At 50.4% G+C, this 26,732-nt stretch carries 25 protein-coding genes; 18 read left to right on the top strand and 7 right to left on the bottom strand.

Annotation, left to right across the window (positions count from 1 at the left end):
* Positions 1-27 precede the first annotated feature (27 nt).
* Entirely contained in the window at positions 28-2,493 is a 2,466-nt protein-coding gene (locus H6F88_RS16825; RefSeq protein ID WP_190643906.1) for an NACHT domain-containing protein, read from the top strand.
* Between the two features lie 55 nt (positions 2,494-2,548).
* On the opposite strand, the gene H6F88_RS16820 is transcribed toward H6F88_RS16825, so the two are convergent.
* Positions 2,549-2,794 (bottom strand): hypothetical protein, encoded by a 246-nt coding sequence (locus H6F88_RS16820; RefSeq protein ID WP_190643905.1) that lies wholly within the window; start codon positions 2,792-2,794, stop codon positions 2,549-2,551.
* Between the two features lie 115 nt (positions 2,795-2,909).
* Here H6F88_RS16820 and H6F88_RS16815 point away from each other — a divergent pair, with 115 nt between their 5' ends.
* The 11 genes from H6F88_RS16815 (at position 2,910) to H6F88_RS16765 (ending at position 12,066) form a co-directional block, all read left to right on the top strand.
* Entirely contained in the window at positions 2,910-3,155 is a 246-nt protein-coding gene (locus tag H6F88_RS16815) for a helix-turn-helix transcriptional regulator (protein WP_190643904.1), read from the top strand.
* A gap of 85 nt (positions 3,156-3,240) precedes the next feature.
* Positions 3,241-3,780, top strand: coding sequence for a transposase (locus tag H6F88_RS16810; RefSeq protein WP_190643903.1), 540 nt, complete (start codon positions 3,241-3,243; stop codon positions 3,778-3,780).
* 128 nt (positions 3,781-3,908) lie between these two features.
* Positions 3,909-5,840 (top strand): alpha-amylase family glycosyl hydrolase, encoded by a 1,932-nt coding sequence (locus H6F88_RS16805; RefSeq protein WP_190643902.1) that lies wholly within the window; start codon positions 3,909-3,911, stop codon positions 5,838-5,840.
* Between the two features lie 19 nt (positions 5,841-5,859).
* Positions 5,860-6,729 carry an Rpn family recombination-promoting nuclease/putative transposase gene (locus H6F88_RS16800; protein ID WP_190643901.1) on the top strand — a complete coding sequence of 290 codons (870 nt, stop codon included), beginning with the start codon at positions 5,860-5,862 and terminating at the stop codon, positions 6,727-6,729.
* An 85-nt stretch (positions 6,730-6,814) separates the two neighbouring features.
* Positions 6,815-7,129: an urease subunit gamma gene (locus H6F88_RS16795; RefSeq protein ID WP_190643900.1), complete on the top strand. Its 315-nt coding sequence runs from the start codon at positions 6,815-6,817 to the stop codon at positions 7,127-7,129.
* A 7-nt stretch (positions 7,130-7,136) separates the two neighbouring features.
* Complete coding sequence (locus H6F88_RS16790; RefSeq protein WP_190643899.1) at positions 7,137-7,559, top strand: urease subunit beta; 423 nt, start codon at positions 7,137-7,139, stop codon at positions 7,557-7,559.
* Complete coding sequence (gene ureC / locus H6F88_RS16785) at positions 7,546-9,255, top strand: urease subunit alpha (protein WP_190644116.1); 1,710 nt, start codon at positions 7,546-7,548, stop codon at positions 9,253-9,255. Before H6F88_RS16790 ends, ureC begins: the two co-directional genes overlap by 14 nt.
* Positions 9,256-9,277: 22 nt before the next feature.
* A complete protein-coding gene (gene ureG, locus H6F88_RS16780) occupies positions 9,278-9,907 on the top strand; it encodes an urease accessory protein UreG (RefSeq protein ID WP_190643898.1) in 630 nt (209 codons plus the stop codon).
* 52 nt (positions 9,908-9,959) lie between these two features.
* A complete protein-coding gene (locus tag H6F88_RS16775) occupies positions 9,960-10,865 on the top strand; it encodes an urease accessory protein UreD (RefSeq protein ID WP_190643897.1) in 906 nt (301 codons plus the stop codon).
* A complete protein-coding gene (locus tag H6F88_RS16770; RefSeq protein WP_190643896.1) occupies positions 10,862-11,374 on the top strand; it encodes an urease accessory protein UreE in 513 nt (170 codons plus the stop codon). Before H6F88_RS16775 ends, H6F88_RS16770 begins: the two co-directional genes overlap by 4 nt.
* 5 nt (positions 11,375-11,379) lie before the next feature.
* A complete protein-coding gene (locus tag H6F88_RS16765) occupies positions 11,380-12,066 on the top strand; it encodes an urease accessory UreF family protein (RefSeq protein ID WP_190643895.1) in 687 nt (228 codons plus the stop codon).
* A gap of 20 nt (positions 12,067-12,086) precedes the next feature.
* Here H6F88_RS16765 and H6F88_RS16760 read toward each other — a convergent pair whose 3' ends face one another.
* Positions 12,087-12,956, bottom strand: coding sequence for a Cof-type HAD-IIB family hydrolase (locus H6F88_RS16760; RefSeq protein ID WP_190644115.1), 870 nt, complete (start codon positions 12,954-12,956; stop codon positions 12,087-12,089).
* 120 nt (positions 12,957-13,076) lie between these two features.
* Between H6F88_RS16760 and H6F88_RS16755 the strand changes: the two genes are divergently transcribed.
* Positions 13,077-14,036, top strand: a complete 960-nt coding sequence (locus tag H6F88_RS16755) for a cation diffusion facilitator family transporter (RefSeq protein ID WP_190643894.1) — start codon at positions 13,077-13,079, stop codon at positions 14,034-14,036.
* Positions 14,037-14,125: 89 nt separating this feature from the next.
* Positions 14,126-17,056 carry a DNA polymerase I gene (gene polA / locus H6F88_RS16750; RefSeq protein WP_190643893.1) on the top strand — a complete coding sequence of 977 codons (2,931 nt, stop codon included), beginning with the start codon at positions 14,126-14,128 and terminating at the stop codon, positions 17,054-17,056.
* A 66-nt stretch (positions 17,057-17,122) separates the two neighbouring features.
* On the opposite strand, the gene H6F88_RS16745 is transcribed toward polA, so the two are convergent.
* A complete protein-coding gene (locus tag H6F88_RS16745; protein ID WP_190643892.1) occupies positions 17,123-17,341 on the bottom strand; it encodes a hypothetical protein in 219 nt (72 codons plus the stop codon).
* A gap of 459 nt (positions 17,342-17,800) precedes the next feature.
* Here H6F88_RS16745 and H6F88_RS16740 point away from each other — a divergent pair, with 459 nt between their 5' ends.
* Positions 17,801-18,598: an EI24 domain-containing protein gene (locus H6F88_RS16740; protein WP_190643891.1), complete on the top strand. Its 798-nt coding sequence runs from the start codon at positions 17,801-17,803 to the stop codon at positions 18,596-18,598.
* 11 nt (positions 18,599-18,609) lie between these two features.
* Here the strand turns inward: H6F88_RS16740 and H6F88_RS16735 are convergent, their stop codons facing one another.
* The gene (locus H6F88_RS16735; RefSeq protein WP_190643890.1) at positions 18,610-18,861 is read right to left on the bottom strand and encodes a hypothetical protein; all 252 of its coding nucleotides are present in this window, start codon (positions 18,859-18,861) and stop codon (positions 18,610-18,612) included.
* A 300-nt stretch (positions 18,862-19,161) separates the two neighbouring features.
* On the opposite strand from H6F88_RS16735, the gene H6F88_RS16730 reads away from it, so the two are divergent.
* Entirely contained in the window at positions 19,162-20,817 is a 1,656-nt protein-coding gene (locus tag H6F88_RS16730) for an ATP-binding protein (RefSeq protein WP_190643889.1), read from the top strand.
* 19 nt (positions 20,818-20,836) lie between these two features.
* On the top strand, positions 20,837-21,445 hold the full coding sequence (locus H6F88_RS16725; RefSeq protein ID WP_190643888.1) for a hypothetical protein: 609 nt from the start codon (positions 20,837-20,839) through the stop codon (positions 21,443-21,445).
* Positions 21,446-21,491: 46 nt separating this feature from the next.
* Here the strand turns inward: H6F88_RS16725 and H6F88_RS16720 are convergent, their stop codons facing one another.
* Both H6F88_RS16720 and H6F88_RS16715 read right to left on the bottom strand, forming a co-directional pair.
* On the bottom strand, positions 21,492-23,381 hold the full coding sequence (locus H6F88_RS16720; protein WP_190643887.1) for a serine/threonine-protein kinase: 1,890 nt from the start codon (positions 23,379-23,381) through the stop codon (positions 21,492-21,494).
* Between the two features lie 139 nt (positions 23,382-23,520).
* Positions 23,521-24,555 (bottom strand): 4-Cys prefix domain-containing protein, encoded by a 1,035-nt coding sequence (locus tag H6F88_RS16715; protein WP_190643886.1) that lies wholly within the window; start codon positions 24,553-24,555, stop codon positions 23,521-23,523.
* A 30-nt stretch (positions 24,556-24,585) separates the two neighbouring features.
* On the opposite strand from H6F88_RS16715, the gene H6F88_RS16710 reads away from it, so the two are divergent.
* Positions 24,586-25,686 (top strand): tocopherol cyclase family protein, encoded by a 1,101-nt coding sequence (locus H6F88_RS16710; protein ID WP_190643885.1) that lies wholly within the window; start codon positions 24,586-24,588, stop codon positions 25,684-25,686.
* Positions 25,687-25,708: 22 nt separating this feature from the next.
* Here the strand turns inward: H6F88_RS16710 and H6F88_RS16705 are convergent, their stop codons facing one another.
* The gene (locus tag H6F88_RS16705; protein WP_242050585.1) at positions 25,709-26,338 is read right to left on the bottom strand and encodes a transposase; all 630 of its coding nucleotides are present in this window, start codon (positions 26,336-26,338) and stop codon (positions 25,709-25,711) included.
* Between the last annotated feature and the right edge of the window lie 394 nt (positions 26,339-26,732).

Below are 26,732 nucleotides of genomic sequence, written 5' to 3'. Positions count from 1 at the left end.
AACTCCAATTGCTTTACCAACGACAGCATGGCTTTTTCGGTGCCGTTTTTGACTGAATTGGTAAAAGAAAAACAACTCACCGATCGTGAGACTGAAGTTTTTCTGGCTTTGTTTGGGAAGGGGAAGACGCGCTTAGAAATTGCTGAGAGTCTTTATGTACAAGAATCGGCGGTTAATACGTGTTTGACAGGGATATACAGGAAGTTTGGCATTTCCGGGAGTGGACCTGTTAAGGAGAACCGATTAAAGGATGAGCTGAGAAGGCGGGAAGAAATTTGGCAAAAGCAACGGGCAACTGACAGCAGCGATCGCCCTTCACCGTTCCTACAACCTCTAGATAACTTGACCCACCAGGTTCGGGAGCATTGCCGACAGAAAATCTTGAACCAACATAGCCGGATGCGCTTGCTGAGCGGTGAGGAGATTAGCGTTGACCAGCTTTATGTGGATGTGTGGATATTGAAGCGACCACCTCATACCTATCAGGTATCGCAGTTGAAATTGTTGGAGACCTTCGATTTGCGGAACGATCGTCTGGGGATGGGCGATCGGATTCAACGTATCGAGGGCTTTGAGTTTGCTGATAAAAATCCCAAATTAGTAATCCTGGGTAAACCGGGATCGGGAAAAACTACTTTCCTAAAACACCTAGCAGTAGATTGGTGCAGCGATCGTTTTCAACCGGACTTGATTGCGGTCTTAATTGAGTTTCGCCAAATTCGGGCTGAGCAGTGGCAGTTGTTGAATGCAATTGGTGAAGAATTAGGGCTGGATGAAGGTTATCAAATTAGAACCTTGAAGGAGCAAATTAAACAGTTACAACGAAGCATTTTATCTTTGGAAGAAAAGCAGCAACAGAAAAAGCAGATTGAAGCATTACAACAGCAATTAAATGCGTTGCCGCTGCAAGTTCTTTTAACTCAAGGCAAGCTTCTGATATTGATGGATGGTTTGGATGAAGTGCCTACAAGCAATCTACGACGCAATGTGCAGGATCAACTTCGTGAGATAGCAGAGGATTATCCTAAGAACCGATTTACTTTGACCTGCCGTACTCAGGTAATAACTCCGATTCCAGTTGGATTTACCTCAGTGGAAGTAGCAGAGTTTAGTCCAGAGCAAGTACAACAGTTTGTCCAAAATTGGTTTAAGGCAAATGGCAAATCTGAGACGATAGCTACACAGCAATGGGAAACGATTAAAAATGCTGTTGATAATAGCTCAGCATTGCAGGAACTGACGTTAACTCCAGTGTTGTTGAGTCTCACATGTTTGGTATTACAGGACGAGGGGGAAATTCCATCAGATAGAAACTGGCTTTACCAGAAGGGCATCAAACTGATGCTGAACCGATGGAATGAGGAGAAGCCAATTGATGACTGGGAATTGGGAAATGAAACCTATCGCCGACTGAGTATTGAGCAGAAAGAAAACTTGTTGATGACAATTGCGGCTCACAAGTTTGAAAATCCAAAGAATTTTGTGTTGTTCAAGCAGGATGAAATTGCAGATCAAATCACTCAACTGCTGCACCTCGTCAACCGCCAAGAGGGAGTTGCTGCATTAAAAACTATCGAAGCGCAGCACGGGTTGTTGATTGAACGGGCAGATGAGTTGTGGTCATTCTCCCATCTAACCTTTCAGGAATATTTTACGTTTCAATGGCTGATTCGACTTCCTCCTAAACAATTGGCTGAGAAGATTGCAAATCAGCAATGGCAGGAGGTCGTGAAGCAATTGGTGAAATCTCAACAACCTGCGGATCGTTTACTACGGCTGATTAAACAGGCAATTGATCAATCAATTGTTCATGAATCAAAAATAACTCAATTTTTAACATGGGTGTTTCAGAAAGCAGAATCTATCCAAGCACCTTATAGATCTGCTGCCATTCGAGCCTTTTATTTTGCTCTTGACTGTGCCATCGCTCGCGCCTTTGACCGCACCTTTGCCTATATCCCCGACCTTGCCCGCGCCTTTGACCGCACCCTTGCCCGTGTCCTCGACCTTGCCTGCGCCTTTGACCGCGCCATCGCCCTCGACGTTGCTCTCGTCCGCGCCCTCACCCGCGACCGCATCCACCCCCGCACCCTCCACGTTGACCTCGACCTTGCCCGCCCTCTCGCCCGCGACCGCACCTTTATTAGCGCCCTTGCCCGCGACCGCAAATTCAGTTCAGAATTAACAACTCAGATTGAGCAACTCAGAGGCTCCCTCCCCAAAGACCCTATTAAGTTCTGGCGATGGTGGCAAACCAATGGAGAGCAGTGGGTTGAGCAACTGCGTCAGGTAATGATTGAATATCGCAATCTTGGTCATGATTGGCAGTTTACAGAGGTCCAACGGCAACAACTGCAACGCTACTACGATGCCAACAAGTTTCTTGTTGACCTGATGAAAATTGAGGGAGCCGTTAGCGGTTCTGTCCGGGCTGAAATTGAAGATACGCTCTTGTTACCTTGGAATGAACTGCAACGCCGTCAATCAAATTAACTCGAAGCATCACTTTTGAAACTGCAATAGCCAGAATCAGGAGTGCAATCGTCTCCTATTCCTCTACTCTAGGTCGCTGCATCAGGCTAATTACCTCGTTGGGATTGCGGGTTGGCATTAACCTTGACCAATCTCTCACCTCTGCAATTCTGGCAACGTGCATCAGGTGAATAATCTTTTTGACCCAGGCAGGCGCACCAATCAAAATCATCTGGTTCGATCGCTTTTGGGAACGGGAGTGACTGTCCAACACGGCATCGAGCGGGTTTTCATCAGCATTCAGGGGAAATTCTTCTGGCATTTTCTTCCACGCTTAAAGCGTACCAATTGTTTTCAACTGAGAACATTTCATTATTCAATTCTGTTTTCAATTGAGAACATTTACTTGGTTATGCCTCTCTGACACGATTAGGGGCATGGGAAGAGCGGGAAAAGCACTAAGACAAGTCCTTACAACCTATGGCATCAGCCAAAATCGGTTGGCAGTTGTTATGGGTGTTAATCGTGCAACTGTTAATCAATGGTTCAACGAAACCAGAGATCCGTTAGCAGAATCGATCCCTGATATTGTGACTGCCTTGGAAACCCTCAATGAAGCCGCTGCAAAAGAATTCATTGTCCTCTATCTAGGGCGCATTGCTCAAGACGATGAGCCTTCGTAACTTGATTTAGGAGAAGCTGTTGGGGTGCGATCGCCCCTCTGCATTCGGAAATTCTGCTACCAATTGATTACAGGGGCAGAATTTTGTGAAATACGACCCGGACAACCATCATCGGCGATCGATCAGATTGAAGGGGTATGATTACACCTCCGCAGGAATGTATTTCATCACCATTTGTACGTATCAACGGGAATGTTTGTTTGGCGAAATCGTCGACGGTGAGATGCAGTTGAATGAGCTAGGGCAAGTTGTGGCAGGTGTGTATCTTTGGTTGGCAACGCAATATTCCTATGTTCATTTAAATGCATGGATTGTCATGCCCAACCACCTTCACGGCATCCTGGTGTTGACCGATGATCCCCGTAGGGGCGTTTCGCGAAACGCCCCTACCGAAGACGCTACAACACGTAAATCCTTGGGGCGTTTAGTTGGGGCATTTAAGACTGTTTCCACAAAACGGATTAATTTGATCCGGGATACATCCGGTTCTGTAGTTTGGCAACGCAACTATTACGAACACATCATCCGCAACGAAAAATCTTTGCATGACATCCGCCGATACGTTCACCACAACCCCATTTCTTGGCAGCAAGACCAGTTGCGTCCTGACAATCCTTCTAGATAGTAGGCGATCGCCATATCTAGCATACAAGTTTGAATGTCTGGGATAGAACTGAGCAGGGTTAGACTTTACACTGGGTAAAGATTTGCTTTAATAAATCCAGCTTCACTCTCACCCCTTCCCAACACCCTATGGTTACTACCCCTCCTGCCAAAGGCTCATCTAATCAATACGAAGTTGCAGATGCCGGAGAAAAAGTAGAGGCGCTTGTAGAGGAACAGCGCACAACCGATGTCGAGATTGACCTGGAATTTCTCTACACCCGCGACATTGAGTTTCGCCAGGAGACTATTTACTTCCTTGTCGTAGACCGCTTTTATGACGGTGATCCGGCCAACAGTGAGGGGCCTAACCCAGAGCTATACGACCCGAACCGCCAAGAATGGGGCAAATATTGGGGTGGAGATTTGCAGGGTGTGATTGACAAGCTCGATTACCTCAAACAGATGGGCGTGACGGCAATCTGGTTAACCCCGTTGTTTGAGCAGATTGAAGATTTGTTCATTGAGAGTGCCGCGATTCACGGCTATTGGACAAAAGACTTTAAGCGCATCAACCCTCGTTTCATCGGCAAGGACGAGGAGCCTTCTCTAAATAAAACTCAAGATGAGCGAAACACCACCTTTGACAAGCTGGTTGATGAGATGCATCAGCGCGATATGAAACTGGTGCTAGATATTGTTTGTAACCACAGCAGTCCAGACATCAGCGGCGTTAAAGGTGAACTATACGACGACGGGGTGAAAATTGCTGACTTCTACGACGACAAAAATAACTGGTATCACCACTACGGCGAAGTGGTTGACTGGGAAGACGATTGGCAGGTACAAAACTGTGAGCTTTCCGGCTTAGCTACATTCAACGAAAACAATACCGATTACCGCAATTACATCAAGTCGGCGATTAAACAGTGGCTTGATCGAGGGGTAGATGCGCTGCGGGTCGATACAGTAAAACACATGCCAATCTGGTTTTGGCAAGAATTTAACGCTGATATTCAGGCGCACAAACCAGATGTGTTTACCTTTGGTGAGTGGATTTATAGCCATCCAGCGGACGATCGCTCCGTCGAATTTGCTAACCACTCCGGCATGACCATGTTGGACTTTGGGCTGTGTGTAGCAATTCGGGCAGCGCTAGCGCAGGGTGCAGAAGATGGTTTTCATGTCATTCAGGATATCTTTGACCAGGATCATCGCTACAGCGGTGCCAATGAACTGATTACGTTCATCGATAACCACGACATGCCCCGGTTTCAGTCACTCAACCCTGATCCAGAGATGTTAAGAGTGGCGATCGCCCTCGTCATGACCGCCCGTGGCATTCCCTGCATCTATTACGGCACCGAACAATATCTGCACGACGACACCGACGGCGGCAACGATCCCTACAACCGCCCAATGATGCAGTTCTGGGATACTGACACCGACCTGTATCGCTCGATTCGTCTGCTCTCTGGACTGCGGCGACTCAATCCTGCCATATCGCTAGGCGGTCACTGGCAAAAATATCTCACTCCTGATGTCTACTGTTATGTGCGACGTTATCGGGATTCCTTCTGTTTTGTAGTGCTCAATCGCGGTGAAGCGGTGACACTTGATGAGGTTGACACCGAGTTGCCCGATGGTGAACATACCTGCGTCTTAACCCGCTGCAAGTATGAAGCAAAAGACGGCAAGATACATGGATTAGAGCTTGCGGCACGCGGTGTCATCGTCATTAGTCATGTAGGAGAACGGATCAAAGCTCAAACGATTGTGCGAGCACAGCTCAACGGAGTAGAGACTCAACCTGGTGAGATTGTGGTGGTCACAGGTAACTGTCCAGAGTTGGGCAACTGGGATATCGCTAAAGCCTATCCACTGGAATATATCAACACCAACACCTGGTTTGGCGAAATTCCCTTTAACGAGAGTGCCGGAAAGCTAATCAACTACAAGTATGCGTTGTGGCGGCAGGGACAAGCGCCGCTGCGCGAAAATCTGGTGACTCGTCATTGGGTGATTGCCAGTGAAGGCACCGTCAAGTGGCGTGATACTTGGGCTTCAGGACGCGAATCGTAGTTGAACGTGGTAGAAAGCTATGAAAACAGATAGCCTTTTCTATCGCATGTTTCAAACGGCACCCGGATTAGTGTTTGAACTGATCGAGCGATCGCCCGCAGAGGCAACTGGCTACGAATTTCGCTCCGTTGAGCTAAAACAGACCGCTTTTCGGATTGATGGAGTGTTGTTGCCTATCAATCAGTCCACCAACCGTCCGGTCTATTTTATTGAGGTGCAATTTCAGAAAGACCCGCAGCTTTACCATCGAGTTTTTGCCGAAATTTTCCTCTACCTGGCTCAAAACCCTGACACTGACGACTGGGAAGCAGTTTTAATCTATCCCAGTCGCAGTACGGAGCCAGATGAATCAAAACTGTACACAGTGCTATTAGATAGTTCCCAGGTGAGACGAGTTTACCTGGACGAGCTAGATACTCAGCATGAACTCTCACTAGGTTTAGAAACTACCAAACTGGTAGTTGAACCGGAGGAAACTGCGCCTGCTCAAGCCAGACGGCTGATTGCACGGGCACAGCAAGAAGAAGTAACGGGAATGACTCGTGAAGAATTTGTTGAGCTAGTTGAAACTATCATTGTGTATAAGTTCAGCCATCTGAGTCGAGAGGAGATTGAAACCATGCTAGGACTAGGTGAATTAAAGCAAACGCGAGTTTATCAAGAAGCACTTGAAGAAGGGCGTGAAGAAGGGCGTGAAGAAGGAGTTTTAGAAGCGATCGCAGAAGTATTAACCGCTCGATTTGGTGAGAGGGCGCGTGAACTACCTCAGGAATTGACACGCAACACGGAGATCACGGTCCTAAAAGAGCGATTAAGACAAGCGATCGCCGTAACTTCACTAGAGGAATTTGAACAAATTGTGAGAGGAACTCAGAGAGATTCTGAGTAATGCCGCTTTTGTAACTTCTGCTACTCATTCGTTCGGAAAGAAGCAGTGTAATGCGGATGTCCTTAGAACGGTGTGGAGAGTTGACATGTACTTAACTCCCAGAGAAATGGAGCGGCTAACGATTTTTACAGCGGCAGAAATTGCCCGTCGCCGTAGGGAAAAAGGGATAAAGCTGAATGTCCCTGAAGCGATCGCCTACATTACCGATGCTCTAATTGAAGGCGCGCGCGAAGACAAATCAGTGGCTCAGCTCATGTCTGAGGGTGCAACTTTGCTGACTACTGAGGATGTGCTGCCCGGTGTCACCGAGCTGATTCCGCTGATTCAAGTGGAAGCCCATTTTGCTGATGGCACTAAGCTGATCAGTATTCACAATCCGATTCGTAGCGCTGGAACTTGAAACGACTATGGCAGATGTGACAGCAAATGCTTCAAATCCTTTTCCAGGTGAGGTGCTGTGTGTTCCTGGAACTCTACAAATCAACGCTGGACGGGACACCATAACGCTGACGGTAGCAAATCTGGGCGATCGCCCCATCCAGGTCGGCTCTCACTACCACTTTTTTGAAGTGAATCGCGCCTTGCAATTTGATCGGGCTGAAGCTTATGGGTTTCGGCTAGATATTCCGGCAGGCACGGCAATTCGGTTTGAACCGGGCGATACCAAAGCGGTAGCTCTAGTTGCGATCGGGGGGACGCGCTATGTGCATGGACTCAATAACTTGGTGAATCAGGCGTTGGAGGTGCCCAATGCTAAAGAAACCGCGCTAGAGCGAGTGCGATCGCTAGGTTACAGCACGGTGTCATCAGAGGAAGATCATGGAAATTAGCCGGGAGCGTTATGCCGAGTTATTTGGCCCTACAGTGGGCGATCGCATTCGGTTAGGAGATACGTCTTTAATCGCTGAAGTCGAGCGAGATACGACGGTTTACGGCGATGAATGTGTGTTTGGCGGCGGCAAAACCCTGCGTGATGGTTTGGGGTTGGCTCCCGGTATTACAGCCGCTGAAGGCGCACTAGATCTGGTGATCACGAATGTGGTGCTGATGGACCCGATACAGGGCATTGTCAAGACAGACATTGGCATCAAAGATGGGCGAATTGTCGGCATTGGTAAAGCGGGTAACCCTGGCGTGATGGAGGGCGTGCAGCCCAATCTGGTGATTAGTGCCAATACGGATGTGCGATCGGCAGAAGGTTTGATTGCCACACCAGGCGGCATTGACTGTCACGTTCACTTTGACAGTGCTGGACTCTGTGCCGAAGCCCTTTCTGGCGGACTCACGACGATGATCGGTGGGGGACTGGGGCCGGTAACGGTGGGTATCTGTTCGGGGGGAGCCTACAATATGGGCTTGATGCTGCAAGCCTCCGAAGGCTTTGCTATGAACTTTGGTTTCTTAGGTAAAGGTAGTTCTAGCCTTCCTGCCAGTTTAATTGAACAGGTTGAAGGGGGCGCGATCGGGCTCAAAATCCATGAAGACTGGGGGGCGATGCCTGCCGTAATTGATACCTGTCTTTCGGTTGCCGATGAGTACGACTTTCAGGTGCAAATCCACACCGATACGTTAAATGAGTCGGGCTATGTGGAAGACACAATGGCGGCGATCAGGGGACGCACCATTCACATGTATCACACTGAGGGTGCAGGGGGTGGACATGCCCCTGACATCATCAAGGTGGCTGGCTACTCGCACTGTCTGCCATCTTCAACCAATCCCACAAATCCTTACACGGTCAACACATTTGATGAACACCTGGATATGGTTATGGTCTGCCATCACCTCAATCCAAAGGTGCCGGAGGATGTCGCCTTTGCCGAATCGCGGATTCGGGCTGAAACGATCGCTGCTGAAGATATCTTGCATGACATGGGCGCAATCAGCATGATGGGGTCTGACAGTCAGGGGATGGGGCGAATTGGTGAAGTGATCTGTCGTACCTGGCAGTTGGCATCAAAGATGAAAGACCAGCGAGGCGCACTCCCCGAAGATAGCGATCGCAACGACAATCAGCGGATTTTGCGATACCTGGCAAAGTACACAATTAATCCAGCTAAAACTTGTGGGATTGATGCTCATGTGGGTTCAATTGAACCGGGCAAAATCGCTGACCTCGTGCTGTGGCAACCGGGCTTTTTCGGCATCAAACCGGAACTTATCATCAAAGGTGGGTTTATTGCCTGGTCGCCAATGGGCGAGTCTAATGCTTCGCTAATGACCTGCGAACCGATTCTCTACCGTCCGCAGTGGGGCAGTTTTGGCAGTGCTAAGCAATCCACTTCTTTTTGCTTTGTTACCCAAACTGCATTGGATCAGGGCTTGCCGGATAAGCTGAAGCTCCGCAAACAGCTATTACCTGTAAAAGGGACGCGATCGCTAAGTAAAGCGGATATGTTGCACAACAATGCCTGCCCCGACATAGAGGTTGATCCAGACACATTTCAGGTGCGGGTGAATGGTGAAATTGCCACTTGTGAACCCGTCTCGCGGGTGCCCCTCGGTCGGCTCTACATTTTCCGGTAAACCCAGCTTGAAGGAGAAAGTGATGCAAAAATCAGTGGCTCGTTTAGGAGTGGGTGGCCCGGTTGGCAGTGGTAAAACAGCTTTACTGGAACGGTTGGTGCCTTTGCTAATGCAGCAGGGAATTGAAGTGGCAGTCGTCACTAATGATTTGCTGACTCAAGAAGATGCCGATCGCCTTAAACGTAAAGGCTTTTTGCCCAGCGATCGTATTATTGGTGTGGAAACGGGTAGCTGCCCCCATACCGCCATTCGCGAAGATCCGACGATGAATCTGCTGGCTATTCGCAACCTGGAGCGATCGTTCCCAGAACTCGATCTCGTTTTTGTCGAAAGTGGGGGTGATAATCTGGCATCAACCTTTAGCTACGACTTAATTGATGCCTACATTTTTGTGCTGGATGTGGGTGCAGGCGATGACATTCCCCGCAAAAATGGGCCCGGTTTTATGCAGGCAGACTTAGTGGTGATCAACAAGATTGACATTGCCCCTTATGTGGGTGCTGACTTGGCTTTAATTCAGCGTGAAGCCTCAGAACGACGACGCGGCAAGCCGATCGCCTATACCAACTGTAAAACAGGTGAAGGATTGGACCAGGTGGTGCAGTTTATCTTTAACCAATTGCTGTTTCAACCCGTCCGAGTAATGGCTTAGTCACTCAGCGGAAACAGGGATTAAACAGGTATTAAGAATTAAAAAAACAAGTATGGTTGCTCAACTTATTGACCCGGCAAGTGTTAATCCGGCAAGTGTTAATCCGGCAATCGCTGCACCCGATCAGTCATCGCAGAAACATCTTAGTTTGCAGATTGGATTGGATCAATTCAATCAATCTTTTGTGTATCGGCAGTATGCTACCTATCCGTTCAGGCTCTCCCGTTCGTTGCGGCTTGATCCTACAGATACTCATCGTGCCTATCTTTACATCATGAATTCGTCACCTGGATTGTTAGCGGGTGATCAGTTTCAAATTAGCGTTCGGTTAGGCGATCGCACCAGTCTGTATCTCACCGACCAGTCGGCTACCAAGGTGCATCAGATGCCGGTCGCCCAGTTTGCCCGCCTGCACTATGACGTCGAGGTTGGTACTGATGCCAGTTTAGAGTTTCTCCCAGAGCCAATCATTTTGTATCGTGATGCCAGTTTGGAGCAAACGATGCGGGTGACGCTGGCACCCACCGGAAGTCTGTTTCTGAGCGAAATCATAGTTCCCGGTCGGTTAGCGCGAGGAGAATGTTTCCAGTTTCAGCGTTATTTTAATCGGTTGCAGGTCTATACTCCTGCTGGAGCGTTGGTCTTCACCGATGCTATGCAGTTAAAGGGACAGGATAGATGTGGAGCCTACGGTTCTATCTTTGCGCCTCAACCCATTCTCGCTAATTTGATTCTGGTTATGCCCGGAGTTGATTTGCAATCTCTGGCTCTGGATTTAGAGCAGTTTGCCCAAAAACAGGCGTTCACTGCTGCCAGTTCTGCTTTGCCAAACTGTAACGGCTTACTGGTCAGAGCAATGGCATCTAACGTGCCAGTCTTGAAAGCTTACATCAGCCATGCTCTAACCCAGATTCGGCATTTGAGTAGTCAACCTGCTTTACCAGAGATTCCAAAATGACAATCCTGGCAGAAACCTATTTGGGTAATCAAGCAACGAACTCAGCTTTACAGCAGCAAGTAGCGCAGGCTCGACAAGCAGAAGCTTTATTAGAAGTCTATTTGCAGACCGACGATCGGGCCAAAGGTCGGATTCATGCCCACTCGACAACGGGTGTTGAGCTTGGCATTATCAAAAGTCGCGAACAGTTCCTCAGTACAGGAGATGTGTTTATCACCAAGCTCGGACAACTGTTGTTAATTCACCTCCATACCCAAACGGTCATGGTACTGGGCTTTAACGGTGATGTAATGGGTCATGCCATTGACCTAATTTATTTGGGTCATGTTCTTGGCAATCACCATTGGCCAATTTTGGTGCAGGGCGATCGCATTTATCTAGAAATGGTGGCTGATCCAGCCGTAATGGAAGCAACGGTGAAAAACATCAATATTCCAGGTTTGTGTATTGACTATGAGGTGCGATCGCCCGATGCCCCGCTGCAATTCTCGCCACATACGCATCACTAATAGTTATGGTTGATTCCCGTCTAGCCCTGATGCAATTGTCTGATTCCTTTTTCCCATCAGGCTCTTTTACGCTTTCCCACGGTTTAGAAGCGATGGTGCAAACTGACCAAATTCGCTCTGCTCAAGATGTAGAAGCATTTCTTCAGTTGCTATTGCATAACAAAGTGGGTTGCTCAGATTTAATTGCTTTGATTCATGCCTATCGTGCTAGTGCCGCCAATGATCTCAGCGAAATTCGACGAGCCGACCAACAGTTATATGCTCAGACTTTAATTCAGGCAACCCGTGAAGCTCAATGCCGGAGTGGACAAGCATTGTTGTTAGTGGCGCAATCAACCTGGAACGATGCCCAACTGGTAGCATTCCAGGAGGATATTGATACTCACGACACTCCCGGTTTACATCCAATTGTGTTTGCAATGGTGGGTCGTGCCGTTCACTTAAGTGAGAGAGACACCAGTTTTGCGTTTCTCCACAGTTTCGTGACTGGTTTAGTCGGTGCAGCAATCCGCCTGGGCGTTTTAGGGCACTTGGGCGCACAGTCCATTCTTTATAAGATGGCATTGGAGATAGAGGCGATCGCCACTCAAGCCTCAGCTCTTTCTCTAGAGGACATGTGGTCATGCACACCCGCAATCGACATTGCCCAAATGTCTCATCAGCGATTAGTCAGCAAGCAATTCTCGACGTAATCAAATTGGATCAAGTCGAACTAAAGAATAAACTTCTCGATTGCCACTGCCGCCCCGTCTGCTTCAACGCTCGGCGCAACCCAGTTGCCGTAGGTCTGCACCTCAGCGGGGGCATTGCCCATTGCCACACCGATTCCGGCATAGTCCAGCATCTCAACATCGTTGAAATTATCGCCAACCGTCATCACGTTTTCAGGTTGCAGTCCCAGCATTTCTTCTGCCAGATAGCGCACGGCGACCCCTTTATTGACCAGCGGGTTTGCCACTTCAAAAAAGGTGGCAACTGATTTCGTGAAGTAAAGCTCGGCAGGGGTATAGCGCTGACGTAAGGAAGTGAGCAATTGGTCGATCAGTTCAATGTCGTCGCTCAGCGCCAAAATCTTAGTCGGTTCGCGGTCTAGCACCTGCCGCAGATCGCCAACTGGAATCGGTACTACGCCCGACCGCTCTGCATACGCCTCAGTTTCTGAAGTGATTTCTCTTACATAAAGCTGATCGTCGATGTAAAAGTGAATCGAGAGAAACCGCTTTAACTCGGTTTGCTCAAAGTAGTCGAGCATTTGGTGAGCCGTCTGTCGCGACACCGGGTAGTGGCGATATACCTTCTGATCGACTGGGCTTTTGATGAATGCGCCCTGATAAGCTAGTAGCGGCAGACTAGAGCCAACTTCTTCGTAAAACCGCAAAGCAGACTGATACATTCTGCCAGTGGCGATCGCCACCTGCACCCCTTTCGCCTGAGCTGCGCGGATTGCCTGTTTTACCGCTGGGCGAATTTGATTAGATTCCCCAGCAATCGTACCGTCGATGTCTAAGACCAAAAGCTGAATCTGACCAATCTCACTGCTAGAAGCGCTTTCAGAAGCGATCGCCAACCTATCTTGCTGCATCATGGTTTGGTTCAACTCAGCAATTCTCACTTTAACGGTTAGAGGCACAAAGAATCGCCTGTCTACTTTGGGGGTTTGACCCCTAATTCAGGGAACCCCTTCCGTGCTAGCCTTTGGGCTATGAGTGAGGCACGAAATCGACGCAGGGCGAGCTATCAAGTATTGTTCGCGACACTGTGGCTGACACTGCTAGTTTTGGCAGTGAAACTTTGGGCTGGCTGGGCGACGCGATCGCTCAGTCTGCTTGCAGAATCGCTGCATACGTTGATCGATAGCTTTAGTATCGTGCTGAGTCTGTCCGCGATCGCCTCCTCCTATCGCACGTCAGGGCGAGAAATTTGGACTCACGATAGGCGAGAAACAGCGGGGGTGCTGCTGCTTGCGTCGTTTTTAGGATTTTCTGGGTTTAGCTTGCTGGTTTTGTCGGTGCAGCAGCTTGACGTGGTCACTCAAGGATTAGAATCGCAGTTTCCGGTAGAGATCAGCATGCCGCTGATTCAGCTTTTGGTCGTGGTGGTGGCCATCAACCTGTGTATGGTGTGGTTTCAGCGCTACGAAGCTCGGCTATTAGAAAATCAGGCACTACAAATCAATGCTAATCATGTGCTAAAAGATGCCTGGTTGACGGTTTTGGTTTGCGTCGGACTGGTTGGCGTTTGGCGCGGCTATGTCTGGCTTGACCCGCTGCTGGCGATCGCCCTTGTGCTCATGAGCATCCGCAGCTATTGGCGAATGCTCAACTGGCAGTTGCCCTGGCTGGTGCGGCAGGTGGCGATCGCCCCCGAAGTTTTGTCACAAATTGCCCGGCAGGTCGAAGGCGTTACCCACTGCGAAAAAATTCGCTCGAAAGGGCTGGTGGGTCGTCAGGTGTTAGTTGAAATGTCCCTGGCGCTACACCCAGAGTTTATGTCTGTCGCTCGCTCAATCGCTGAACGGGTAGAGGCAGCGATTCGGGAGCGCTACGGAGCAGTGAAAGTGGTGATTTATATTGAGGGCGATCGCTCCAAACCCGACTCTGGCGCAGAATCCCTTCGATTCAGAAATATCAGCAGCCGACGCAGCGATCCCGACTTGAACTAAACCAGGCGACATTCCCTGTAGGGGCGAACGGTCGTTCGCCCCTACAGCAGGCGTTCTACCTGAGCGAATGGGGCGTTAAAATCAAGGCTATGCAGCAATCTTCCTCCTCCCCCTTGTTTGTCCTGATCGATGGGCACTCCCTTGCCTTTCGCTCTTATTTCGCCCATGCCAGAGGGCGAGATGGCGGACTGCGTACCTCAACGGGCATTCCCACAAGCGTCTGTTACGGCTTCCTCAAATCCATGCTTGACATGATGGAAAGCCAGAAGCCGCAGTACGTGGCGATCGCCTTTGACCGGGGAGAAGCCACCTTCCGCCACCAGACAGACGAAACCTACAAGGCGGGTCGCCCCGATGCCCCCGAAGACTTCATGCCTGACCTGGAAAACCTCCAGGAATTGCTCGATGCCTTCAATCTGCCGGTGCTAGCCATTGCGGGCTATGAAGCAGACGACATTTTAGGAACGCTAGCTCGTCGTGCCAATGCAGTAAACTATCGGGTAAAAATTCTCAGCGGCGATCAAGACTTGTTTCAACTGATTGATTCCGACCAAAAGACGACGGTGCTGTACCTGAGCAATGCCTTTGCTGCTCGTGCTAACACGGGCGCAAACGAATTCGGCGCGGAGCAAGTGAAGGAAAAGCTAGGAATTTTGCCCAGTCAGGTCGTTGATTACAAAGCGCTATGTGGCGACTCGTCTGACAACATTCCGGGTGTGAAGGGAATTGGCGCAAAGACTGCGGTTCAACTGCTGAACGAATATGGCTCTCTAGAGCAAATCTACGCGTCTCTCGACCAGATCAAAGGCGCAGTCAAAAAGAAGCTAGAAGAGGGCAGAGAGTCGGCGCTACATTCGCAGTACATGGCGCAAATTCACCTCGACGCGCCAGTGGAGGTGGACATCGAAGACTGCAAACTAAGAGGGTTTGATGGCGATCGCCTCCTCCCCCTCCTAGAAAAGCTAGAATTCCGCCAGTTTATTCGGCAGATTCCCAAAATACAGAAGACGTTTGGAGGCGAGGCGATCGACGAAGCAACCGACGATACAGACGATGCTGCGGACGAACCACCCTCAACTAACCCGCTTAACTTCAACACCAACAGTGAAGACCTCTGGTTCTTCAGCCCAGAAGATACTGAAGCCAGCCAGCAGGTTGCAGCAGTAGACATTCAGCCTCAAATCATCGACACGCCTGAGAAACTCGAAGCGCTCGTCAAGCGGCTTAAAACCTGCAAAGATTCCACTGTTCCCGTTGCCTGGGACACCGAAACCGATGCGGTGGATGCCCGAATCGCCAATCTGGTCGGCATTGGCTGCTGTTGGGGTGAAGGTCTGTCAGACATGGCTTACATTCCTGTCGGTCACAAGTCAGGCAAAAACTTGGACAAAGCCACTGCCTTAGAAGCGCTGCGTCCAATTTTGGAAAGTGCCGACTACCCCAAGGTGCTGCAAAACGCCAAGTTCGATCGCCTGGTGCTGCGAAATCAGGGAATTCATTTAGCAGGCGTTGAGTTTGACACGATGCTAGCTAGCTACGTGCTAAATCCCGACACCAGCCACAACCTGACCGATTTAGTCCTGCGCTACCTCAACCTTGCCACTCAGAGTTACACCGATCTGGTGCCCAAGGGCAAAACGATGGTGGATATGGACATTCCTCCTGTCGCTATTTATTGCGGCATGGATGTCTACACCACGTTTCACCTGATGCCCAAACTGCGGGCAGAACTGGAGCCACTGCCAGATCTGTATCGCTTATTTCGAGAAGTCGAAGTGCCGCTAGAGCCCGTCCTGGCAGAGATGGAATACTGCGGCGTTCGCATCGACAAAGACTATCTTAAGGAATTCTCCAAACGGCTGGAGAAAGACCTGGACACAATTGAGCAGCAGGCGTATGAGTCAGCAGGCGAAAAATTTAACCTGGGATCGCCCAAACAGTTGAGCGACTTACTGTTTGAGAAACTGAAGCTCGATCGCCGCAAGTCACGCAAAATCAAAACAGGTTACTCCACCGATGCGGCTACTCTAGAAAAACTTCAGGGTGATCATCCCGTCGTGGATGCAATTCTGGAGCATCGTACCCTGATCAAACTGAAGTCTACCTATGTAGATGCCTTGCCCTTATTGGCAGATCCAGAAACACAGCGGATTCACACCGACTTTAACCAGGCGATTACCTCAACGGGACGGCTCTCCTCCTCCAATCCAAACTTGCAGAATATTCCGATTCGCACAGCGTTTAGTCGGCAAATTCGGGCAGGGTTTGTGCCAGAACCCGGCTGGTTATTGGTAGCAGCAGACTATTCTCAGATTGAGCTGCGAATCCTCGCGCACCTCAGCCAGGAACCTGTTCTGGTAGAAACCTATCGGAACAACCAGGACATTCACACGCTGACCGCCAGACTGCTGTTTGAGAAAGAGACGATCACCTCAGAAGAACGCCGCATGGCGAAGGTAATTAACTTTGGCGTGATTTATGGCATGGGTGCTTCTCGGTTTGCGCGAGAGGCAGGAGTCAGCCGAATTGAGGCACAGGGCTTTATCGATCGCTTCAACGAACGCTATCCTCTGGTGTTTGAGTATTTGCTGAGAATGCAGCGAGAGGCGATCGCCAACGGCTATGTCACCACCATCAAAGGTCGTCGCCGCTACTTCAACTTCACCACCGATAAACTCATTCGCTTGCGTGATAAAGATCCTGACGAAATCGACCTGAGCAAAATTAAATCACCAGGACAATATGATGCTGGACTGCTGCGAGCGGCAGCAAACGCCCCAATTCAAGGCTCCAGCGCCGACATCATCAAAATTGCAATGGTGAAACTGCACGAATTGCTCAAAGGCTACCAGTCAAAGCTGTTGCTGCAAGTGCATGACGAACTGGTGTTTGAAGTACCACCCGACGAATGGGAAGAACTCCAACCCAAAGTGAAATCTGCGATGGAGTCAGCGGTTGAGCTAACTGTGCCACTCCGGGTTGAAATCCGGAGTGGAAAAAACTGGATGGATGCAAAATAGCGAGACTTTAAAAAACAAGGGGCTTCAGCCCCTTGTTTTGTATGTGAATGTAGAAAATCTGAAAATCTATCCCTGTTCTACCGAATGCAAAGTGGTAGGAAATGCCAAAATTTCCCGGCGACCGCTCCCCCGATAGGTTCTTTCCCGGCGATGTGTGCCCTGCCCTAAAACATAGTCCTCTGAGCTAGCAGGACTTAGCTCAGCTGAGCGCGAGATAACCCCCTGATTGACCGTTAGCCCCATGAGCATTAGCCCAGACAGCATAGCGAAGGTGAGAACGCGCATAAAAGAAGTTACCTATATAAGCTTCCGCTCCCTTATACAACGGCTCAAATTCTCATCCGGAATTGACTGTTGCCTCATTTCTCTAGCCAACGAATAATTGGTTTGAAAAGTAGCGATTGTTCTCTGTAAGGGTGTGACATTCGGCAGATATACCCTGCAATCAAGCAAGCATCCTTGCCGAATACTACGCCCCTGCCCGTTCTTGGGTTACAGTTAGACTTTTCAAATATCCTTGCCGACAGAAACGTTGTCCAGTAGGTTGTTTGATCGAAGTTGAAGGTAAATGGCGATCGCAAGTCCCCTCTCATACCCAATCCGTTTGTATAGCGGTATCGGCAGGGGCGAAGCATTCGGTCACAATCTACCACTGAAGCACAATTCTTTTGCCGAATGCTTCGCCCGTACACCCAACAATGCTTCTTTACAAGACGGATTTTGTATCACACGACCCATGACACAATGACGGAAAAATCTAAGCCAGGATCAGAGCTGTCAATTATCAGAGCCCCAGGTGGGCTATTTGCAGGCGCAACTTATCCTTTTCGTGCCCTCTCACTCCTGGGAAAAACGCCAAAGCTGCGGGGCTATGTGCTGGTGCCAATTCTGGTAAACCTGATTGTAGGCGGCACTCTCTACGCCGGACTGCTGTTTGCTGGCTTCCAGGGAATTGATGCTGCAATTCAGAATCTACCTGCCTGGGCGGCTTTCCTGGATGTCGTTTTGCGGGTGTTGCTAACGATTCTGCTGTTTTTGCTCACCGGATTTGTGCTGCTTCAGTTCGGTGTGCTGCTGGGGTCGCCGTGGTACGGCAAATTGTCTGAAGAGCTAGAGCAGCTACGCACTGGGAAAACGGTAATTCCGCCGGGGGGCGTTGGAGGAATTTTTGTAGAGATTTGGCGGGCGATCGCCTTTGAACTCAAAAAACTAGCTCTGACAGCAGCGATCGCTCTACCACTCCTGCTACTCAATTTTGCGCCGGGAGTGGGAACTGTAATCGCTACCGTTGGCGGCATTGCCTTAGCAGCCACAATCGTCTGTCTCGACTTTTTAGACCCAGCTTTGGAACGCCGACGATTTCGGTTTCGTACCAAGTTGGGCATTGTAGCCCGAAATTTTCCTGCCAGTGCCAGCTTTGGGCTAATTTGCTTAGGGCTGGTCAGCATTCCCCTCATTAACCTGCTGGCAATCCCGCTTTGTGTCACGGCTGGAACGCTATTTTTTTGCGATCGCGTTCTGCCTGGTCTGGGGGAGAGATAAGGGATTAGGGATTATGAGTTGGGTGCTAGGGACTTGCTATGAAAGCGAAACTTGAGCGAGGTGGGTTTTAGGAAGAGCCAGCTAATGAATAATGCAATGGCAGTAAATAGCTGTACCGAATCTAAAGGAGACAAATAGCCATCTGCAAAAGAGGCGATGCTGCGGTCAACGACCCCGAACAGCCAGCATGAAACGCCAAATAGCCAAAGTCCACTTCTGAGAGTTCCCAGGAAAAGGGTCGGTTCTGAAGAGTGGTTTTCCATACATTTAGATCCTCTATAACAGTGAAGGCTTAGTTCAATCCCTTCGAGTTGAGGTGAAGGCGATCGCGCTTGTTTGTTCTGTATTGTCTCAAGGTTAAGAAATATTTACCTTGCTTGACATTGTACCAAAGACGTAGGGCAAAACTATTCACGATGTCTGAAGAGGGAATTGCATAAAGGGCAGAGCGTGTTCCCAATGATCAGTGATGCCGAACGCCTTTTAGAGACTCGATCTTAGACGTGTGATCGCCATCTTCCGGGGAACTGGTCACAATAGAAGAGCGAACTGCGGGTATTTCCATGCCAATACAGGCAGAACGATTTGTTGACAATTGGGCTTACCTTAAGACCGAACTCCAGTGGCTCGACCGAGTGCTGATGCTAGCGGTAGCACGGCAACGGCAAGAAACAAAGGAGGTCGATCGCTTTTCTCAGTCTCGTGCCGATCGGGCAACAAGCCACTGGTGGAAGGGGATCATGTCCTTCAAGGAGAACATTGCCTATGACGAACATCGCCCACCAGCCCAGTCCACAGGCAAAACGTCTAGCCTGGGCTATCAGCAGCAGCTCGAACACCGGATTCAGGTTAGTCGAGAGCAGGGAATTTTTCTAGGCTTGCCGTCGTTGCGCGATCGCCTCAATCTCACCTTGTTCGAGAAAAACCTGGTTTTGCTGGGGCTAGCTCCCGAAATCAATCGCCGCTACGCCAAAATTTATCGTTACTTACAAGGGGACGATATCGCCTCAAAAACTGACTTGCCGACGGTTGACTTGGTGCTGCGACTGCTTTGCCGCAACGATGTGGAATGGCGGGCTGCCCGGATTCACCTCACCACTGCTTCGCCACTATTGCAGCACAATTTGCTGAAACTACTGGCTGCTCCTAACGATACGGTACTCAACTATCCGGTAAAGCTGGCTGATCCGCTGGTGGACTATTTGCTGGCAGAGCAGCCAACGACGCAAGCGCTGGATTGCTTGCTCAGTCAATTCATTGCCCCTCCTCTGCCTGCCTTACTCTCCAGTCGTGAGGTCAACACGACTTGGACAGACTTGATTTTGCCGGAGCCGCTACACAACACGCTTCAGCTTCTGGGTCAGCAGGTGCAATATGCCAGGAATTCAAACCTGATTAAGCCTGCTGATCGCGATCGCACTGGCACTCTGGCACTGTTGGTAGGAGCAACGGGAACAGGCAAAACCACAGCAGCAGAGGCGATCGCCCATTCCTTGGACTTGCCGCTATGGGAGGTAGACCTGTCGCGAATCGATCCAACTAACTCCCGCCAACTATTTGAGGAAATTGAGGCGGAAACTCCGGAGGTGCTGCTGATTCACTCGGCTCACCTCTGGCTGGGGCGTTCGTCATCCTTACCGCAGGCTGAAATTCACCGTTTCCTGGATCAGCGGCAACAGACTCCAGCAATCACTTTATTGACAGCACCTTTCCAGCAATCTGTGCGGTTGTCTTGGCAGCGACGTTTAGATCGGGTGCTGGAATTTTCGCTACCCAGTCAGGGCGATCGCCTTAAACTTTGGCAGCAGTTCCTCTCCACCCAAGTTCCCCTGGATCGTCAGATCGACTGGGAACATCTGGCACAGTTGAAGCTAACCGGTGGGGAGATTGAGGCGATCGCCTATGATGCAGCGCTCAACTTTGCTGCCTCGGACGATACAACGCTGAGCATGAGTCATCTCATTCAAGCATTAGAGCAGTCCGGCAAATCGCTCACTCCTAAATCAACGAAGCGTCAACAGAACGCGAAACAGGTTCTCAAAAATGTTTCAAGGATTGCCGACCCGGTGAAGGATGAGCCAGTTATTCAGGATGAACCAATAACTCAGAGTCAGCCTGCTAAGCGCAAGTCGCCGCGCAAATCGTCTACTCGCGAATCAACTAATTCAGCTAATTCAACTAGGAAAAATTCCAAGCAAGCGAAGGACAATATTGCTTAATCATGGTGCTGGAGCAAATATGCCTACCAAGCTGAAAAAAGTGGGTTACGGCTTTTGGTTTCAATGGGTGCTGGTGACAATGCTTGGTTTTATGGTTAGTTTGCACTGGATTGAGATTGGTACTCGACCGGAACTAGGCGCTTTAGAAGGCGCAGTCGGTGGGGCGATCGTCGGCGTCGCGCAATGTTTGGTGTTGCGTCAGCGAATTTCCTATTTTTGGGGCTGGAGCATTGCCTGTGTGCTGGGTTGGAGCCTGATTGGTGCTTTGGGAATTGGCGCTTTAGGTTGGGTTGCGCCCAGAAACATGGTTGATATCTTCCTCAGAGCAGTCTGGGGATTGATCGAGGGAATGAAGGTCGGAATCGTGATTGGGAGCTTGCAGTGGCTAGTGCTGCGAGGGCAAGTTCCTAATGCGTGGCGGTGGATTGTTGCCAGTATGCTGGGCTGGTCAGTCGGTCTGGGGGCTGGCTGGACGGTTGGGGCAATCTTGCGAATGAGGACAGGGCTGTTTTTGGGAGAAGTTTTGGGTCTGACTGTCACCTGGGTTGTGATGGCTGCGGTGACTGGAGTCTGCCTGATTGAATTGCTGCAGCGGGATGACCGAAAGACGTTGTTTCGGTTGCGGTAGAGGCTACTTTAAAGGTTAATTTTTCGTGCGCTAAACGCACGAAAAATTAACCTTCATCAACTTTAGAATTAGGGGGCTTTTGGTCGATCGGTTTTTGGCGCTGCCAGATTTTGAGGGTGCGATCGCTGCTTCCACTAATCAACAGATGGCTGTCGGGGCTGAAGGCGATCGCGTTCACATCTCGCGTATGTCCGACGAGGGTGCGCTTTAGCCGACCCGTTTCCGTTTCCCAAATCTTTACGGTGTGATCGCCGCCGCCGCTGGCGATTAGCTCTCCGTCAGGGCTAATGGCGACTGCACGAATCCAGTCGAGGTGTCCGGTAAGGGTGTTGAGCAGTTGCCCCGTTCGCATTTCCCAGAGCCTTACTGTGTTGTCGCAGCCGCCGCTAATCAGGATGTTGCCGTTGGGGGCGATCGCAATCGAATTCACGTCTCGCGTATGCCCGACCAGCGTATGCAGCAGTTCTCCCGTGCCAAAATTCCACAGACGAATCGTGTTGTCGTTGCTGCTGCTAGCAAGAATCTGACCATCGGGACTGATCGCCACACTCGTCACCGCTCTGGGATGGGGCAGCGTGCGAAAGAGTCTACCTGTGGTCAACTGCCAGATTTTCACCGTGCAGTCATCGCTGCCGCTGACCAGTGCTTGCCCATCGGGACTGACCGCGACTGAGAGCGACAGCACCGAGTCCGCATGTTCGGTCAGGGTAGACAGCAGTTCTCCGTCCAGATTCCACAGCTTGATCGTGTCGTCTACACTGCCGCTGACCAGGGTTTCTCCGTCGGGGCTAAAGGCGACCGACAAAACAGGGGCAATGTGTCCCTTTAAGTTTTGCCTGAGTTCACCGTTCCAGTCCCACAGTTTTAGGGTTTTGTCGAAGGAGCCGGTGGCAATCAGTTGCTCGTCAGGACTGACCGCAACAGTTGCAACCGAGTTGACGTGCCCGTGCAGCGTGTGCAGGCATTTCCAGGTGGGTACTGGAGGTGCCGTTGCGGTGCGTGGGGTTGTCTGAAACGGGCTGAGGGTGAGCGGTACGGTCGAGCGAGCTAGAGAAATCGGTTGAGGGCTGAGGGCATGAAGGGCGATCGCCGCTGAAGCATAGCGCCGACTGATAGCTGGGTCGAGCATTCTATCCAGCACGTAGCCTAATGAGTCGCTCACCGGGCTCAGCAAATAGTCACGCCAGATCCAGACTCCATCACTGAAGGAATACAGGTCAAAGGGCGGCACGTCAGTCAGTAGGTGAATGCAGGTTACGCCCAGGCTGTAGAGGTCGCTGGCAAACACAGCCCTTCCTACAATCTGTTCGGGTGCCGCATAGCCCGCACTGCCAATCGAAGTGCCCGTGCGATTGAGTGCCGTTCCCGTTGCCACCTTTGCTGCGCCAAAGTCTACCAGCACCAACTGCTCATCGTTTCGTCGTCGAATGACGTTGGCAGGTTTGATGTCGCGATGGATGACATGGCGATCGTGAATAAATTGCAGCACGGGCAACAGGTCATTCAACACTCCCCGAATCTGCTCTTCGCTAAAGGCTCCTGACAAGTCCAGCTCTTGCTCCAGGTTGGGCCCATCCACATAGGTTTGAATCAAGTATTGGTAAGGCGACTGGTCAAAGTGAGCCAGCAGTTTAGGAATTTGCGGATGCTGGTCAAGCTGCTCCATTCGCACGGCTTCCTGGTGAAATAGCTCTGTCGCCTTTTCTAGCTCCAGCACTCCCAGGTCCTTGGGAAAGAATTGCTTGATGACGCAGGTAGGTTTGGAGGGAATGTGTTCATCGACTGCCAGAAACGTTCTGCCGAAACCGCCTCGCCCAATCGGTCGCAGTGCTCGATAGCGATCGCACAACAGCAATCCTAAGCCGCAATTTTGGCAAAACCGTGCCTGTCTCAAGTTTTGGGGCTTTTCACAGACCGGATTGAGGCAGTAGCTCATACGAATGCAACCCAGCTTAATCGAGCATCATGATCATCTACACGATGTGGAACTCCCGCTTCGAGAAAGTTACACATTGCGACATTGAAGAACGGAGAAGAACGGAATTTGGATCAGAATTACCCCCAATCTAATGAAATCAGGAGGACAACTGCCAGATCTTGACTGCCTGATCCCAACCGCCGCTAACCAAGGTTTGCCCCTCTGCACTAAAGGCAAGGGAAAACACCCAGCCTTTGTGTCCTGATAGGGTATGAAGCAATTCTCCCGATTTTGTATCCCACAACCGGATAGTTTTATCTTTGCTGCTGCTCGCCAGAACATTGCTCTGAGGTTGAAAGGCAACCGCATCAACGCCATCAGTGTGACCGCTGAGGGTATAAATCAGTTTGCCGTTAGACACCTGCCACAGTTTCACCGTCTGATCTTGGCTGCCGCTGGCTAACAGTTGACCATCAGGGCTGAGGGCGATCGCCTCCACTGATTCTGCATGTCCCGTTAGCGTTGCAACCAGGTTTCCTTTGGGCAGACTCCACAGTTTCACCGTAGTATCCTGACTGCCGCTGGCTAGCACCTGCCGTTCTCCGTGGTAAGCCACTGAAGTAACCCAGTGTTCATGCCCTGCTAGCGATCGCACGTCTGCCTGTCCCCCAATTCGCCAGAGCCGAATCGTCTGATCATGTCCGCCGCTGACCAGCACCTTACCGCTGATAAACTGCACCGCCCGAATCCAGTCAGAATGTCCGGTGAGCGTTTCGATCAATTCGCCTTTGGCAGCATCCCAGAGTTTAATCGTCTTGTCGTTGCTGGCACTGGCAACAATGCGGCTGTCTGGGCTGATGGCGACCGCCCGCAACCAGGCAATATGTCCGCTTAACGTATGTAGCAGCTTGCCGCTTTCCAAGTGCCAGAGCTTCACTGTTTTGTCGCCGCTGCCGCTGGCAATGAACTGAGCATCAGGGGCGATCGCCACCGACCGCACCCAAGACTTGTGACCCATAATCGTCTTCACACATTGCCAACTGGGTGGTGAGTTTGAGGACTGGGACAACTGATTTACGCCCAAGCCGTCAATTCCTTCTTCAGCCAGTAGCCGCGTTCCACAATTTTGGCAGAACCTATTTTCATCAGGATTTGCTGGATTGGGGCAGTCAGGATTAGAGCAATATTTCATACTGGGGGCAGTATCGTTAGCTTGGATTCAATGGTAAGTCTTCTTCGCGGTTTTCCCTACGCTTTGCAAACGCCTCACAGCGGCTACCACTGGGATGGGAGCGATCGCCGCTTCTTTGAGGGATGGTATTACCGCGTCACCCTGCCCGAATGCGGTCAAACCTTCGCTTTCATGTATTCCATCGAAGACCCCACGGGTGGGAAGCCTCACAGCGGTGGCGCAGCCCAAATTTTAGGACCAGACGACCAGTATCTTTGTCGCACGTTCCCAGATGTTGAGCGATTTTGGGCGTGGAAAGATGCCCTCGGTCTAGGACACTGGGGTACCACAGATTTAACCCAATCTCCTACCGAGCTTCACCCTGACCTGTTTGATCAACACATTCAGCAAGGCTACCAGGGAACTGCCACCTGGCACCAGGGTAAGCTGTCCGATCCGGGTTCCGGTCAAACGGCGCAGTGGCAGTACGAAATTCAGCCCGTCTATGGTTGGGGTAATACTAATCGTCCCCAGCAGTCAACCGCAGGCTGGCTCTCACAGTTTCAAATTTTTGAACCGGGCTGGCAAATCCTTATGGCGCATGGTCTAGCTACGGGGTGGATTGACTGGAATGGCGATCGCTACTCCTTCACTCAAGCACCCGCCTACAGCGAAAAAAATTGGGGCGGAGCCTTTCCGCAGCGCTGGTTTTGGCTCAACTGCAACGCCTTTGACAACCAGCCCGACCTGGCGCTGACCGCTGGTGGTGGACGACGGGGTGTCCTTTGGTGGATGGAATCTGTCGCGATGGTTGGCATTCACTACCAGGGCAAGTTTTACGAATTTGTCCCCTGGAACTCTGAGGTTCACTGGGAAATTCATCCCTGGGGCTACTGGCAGATGCAGGCGCAAAACGCCCAGTTTGAAGTCGAGCTAGTTGGCACCACTACCCACCCTGGCACCCCCCTCCGCGCCCCCACTGAGCAAGGTTTAATCTTCGCCTGCCGAGACACCATGAAAGGCGAACTCACGCTGCGGCTCTGGGAGAATCGGCTGAGCGGCAAACAACTTCTTTTAGAAGCAACCAGTTACCTGTGTGGATTAGAAGTTGGTGGACCCTGGGAAGGGGTATGGCGATCGCAAGTGGAATAGTGAGGAGTGGAGGGCGATCGCCTTACCACTTAGAAGGATGGTCAGGATACAACTGGTCTTGCTGCCAGGAAATAGGGTTGTGGTGAATGTATTGGCGAATGTCCTGCAAAGATTTCTCATTGCGGACGATGTGTTCGTAATAGTTGCGTTGCCAAACCAGGGAACCAGATGTGGACTGAATCAAGTTAATCCGTTTCGTAAAAACAGTCTTAAATGCCCCAATCAAACGCCCCAAAGATTTACGTTTTGTAGCGTCTTCGGTAGGGGCGTTTCGCGAAACGCCCCTACGGGGATCACCGGTTAACACCAAAATACCGTGAAGGTGATTGGGCATGACAATCCATGCATCTAGATGAACGTAAGAATATTGCGTTGCTAACCAAAGATACACATCTGCCACAACTTGCCCCAATTCATTCAACCGCATTTCACCATCAACAATTTCGCCAAACAAACATTCTCGCTGGTGTGTACAAAGGGTGATGAAATATGCACCAGTCAATGAATAGTCATACCCCTTCAATCGGATCGAGCGCCGATGATGTTTGTCTGAGTCGTATTTCACAAAATTCTGCCCCTGTAGTTGATCGGTAGCAGAATTCCTAAATGCAGAAGGGCGATCGCGTTTGATAGTCAGACATTCACCAGCCAACCTCAACCCATCTCGTTTGATGCTGCAAGATTCAACGCTGAACCGCTACACATCACCTCTTGAACCTCAGAGTATCGTCCATGAATCTCAGAACATCACGGGTGAACTTTAGAGCATCACTGATGAACCTCAAAGCATCAAGCTTAATTCTCAGAACATTGCTGATGAACCTCAGAACATCAAGCCTGATTCCCAAAACATCGATGATGAACTTCAGAACACCAAGCTTAATGTGTTGGGTTCCGCTCTGCTTCACCCAACCTACTAGAGCTTTCTAAATAACGTGAGTTCGGGATAAGGAGGGGCGAAATAGATAGAGTTGAAAGTACCTAATTTTTAACTCATCTAACCGCCCCATGCTTAGTCTAGAATCCCTGTTCTGTCATGTCGATGA

The sequence above is a fragment of the Oculatella sp. FACHB-28 genome, from assembly GCF_014696015.1.
GTDB lineage: Bacteria > Cyanobacteriota > Cyanobacteriia > Elainellales > Elainellaceae > JAAUTN01.
Note: the sequence above shows the minus strand (reverse complement) of the source record. Positions and strands in the feature narration are given on the sequence as shown.

Coding starts and splice junctions, on each gene's coding strand:
- H6F88_RS16790 (WP_190643899.1), top strand. CDS start 7,137: ATGGCAGATGTGACAGCAAATGCTTCAAATCCTTTTCCAGGTGAGGTG.
- H6F88_RS16775 (WP_190643897.1), top strand. CDS start 9,960: ATGGTTGCTCAACTTATTGACCCGGCAAGTGTTAATCCGGCAAGTGTT.
- H6F88_RS16800 (WP_190643901.1), top strand. CDS start 5,860: ATGAAAACAGATAGCCTTTTCTATCGCATGTTTCAAACGGCACCCGGA.
- H6F88_RS16805 (WP_190643902.1), top strand. CDS start 3,909: ATGGTTACTACCCCTCCTGCCAAAGGCTCATCTAATCAATACGAAGTT.
- polA (WP_190643893.1), top strand. CDS start 14,126: ATGCAGCAATCTTCCTCCTCCCCCTTGTTTGTCCTGATCGATGGGCAC.
- H6F88_RS16735 (WP_190643890.1), bottom strand. CDS start 18,861: ATGGAAAACCACTCTTCAGAACCGACCCTTTTCCTGGGAACTCTCAGA.
- H6F88_RS16710 (WP_190643885.1), top strand. CDS start 24,586: ATGGTAAGTCTTCTTCGCGGTTTTCCCTACGCTTTGCAAACGCCTCAC.
- H6F88_RS16825 (WP_190643906.1), top strand. CDS start 28: ATGGCTTTTTCGGTGCCGTTTTTGACTGAATTGGTAAAAGAAAAACAA.
- H6F88_RS16740 (WP_190643891.1), top strand. CDS start 17,801: ATGACGGAAAAATCTAAGCCAGGATCAGAGCTGTCAATTATCAGAGCC.
- H6F88_RS16760 (WP_190644115.1), bottom strand. CDS start 12,956: ATGCAGCAAGATAGGTTGGCGATCGCTTCTGAAAGCGCTTCTAGCAGT.
- H6F88_RS16765 (WP_190643895.1), top strand. CDS start 11,380: ATGGTTGATTCCCGTCTAGCCCTGATGCAATTGTCTGATTCCTTTTTC.
- H6F88_RS16725 (WP_190643888.1), top strand. CDS start 20,837: ATGCCTACCAAGCTGAAAAAAGTGGGTTACGGCTTTTGGTTTCAATGG.
- ureG (WP_190643898.1), top strand. CDS start 9,278: ATGCAAAAATCAGTGGCTCGTTTAGGAGTGGGTGGCCCGGTTGGCAGT.
- H6F88_RS16715 (WP_190643886.1), bottom strand. CDS start 24,555: ATGAAATATTGCTCTAATCCTGACTGCCCCAATCCAGCAAATCCTGAT.
- H6F88_RS16755 (WP_190643894.1), top strand. CDS start 13,077: ATGAGTGAGGCACGAAATCGACGCAGGGCGAGCTATCAAGTATTGTTC.
- H6F88_RS16770 (WP_190643896.1), top strand. CDS start 10,862: ATGACAATCCTGGCAGAAACCTATTTGGGTAATCAAGCAACGAACTCA.
- H6F88_RS16720 (WP_190643887.1), bottom strand. CDS start 23,381: ATGAGCTACTGCCTCAATCCGGTCTGTGAAAAGCCCCAAAACTTGAGA.
- H6F88_RS16820 (WP_190643905.1), bottom strand. CDS start 2,794: ATGCCAGAAGAATTTCCCCTGAATGCTGATGAAAACCCGCTCGATGCC.
- H6F88_RS16745 (WP_190643892.1), bottom strand. CDS start 17,341: ATGCGCGTTCTCACCTTCGCTATGCTGTCTGGGCTAATGCTCATGGGG.
- H6F88_RS16815 (WP_190643904.1), top strand. CDS start 2,910: ATGGGAAGAGCGGGAAAAGCACTAAGACAAGTCCTTACAACCTATGGC.
- H6F88_RS16795 (WP_190643900.1), top strand. CDS start 6,815: ATGTACTTAACTCCCAGAGAAATGGAGCGGCTAACGATTTTTACAGCG.
- H6F88_RS16730 (WP_190643889.1), top strand. CDS start 19,162: ATGCCAATACAGGCAGAACGATTTGTTGACAATTGGGCTTACCTTAAG.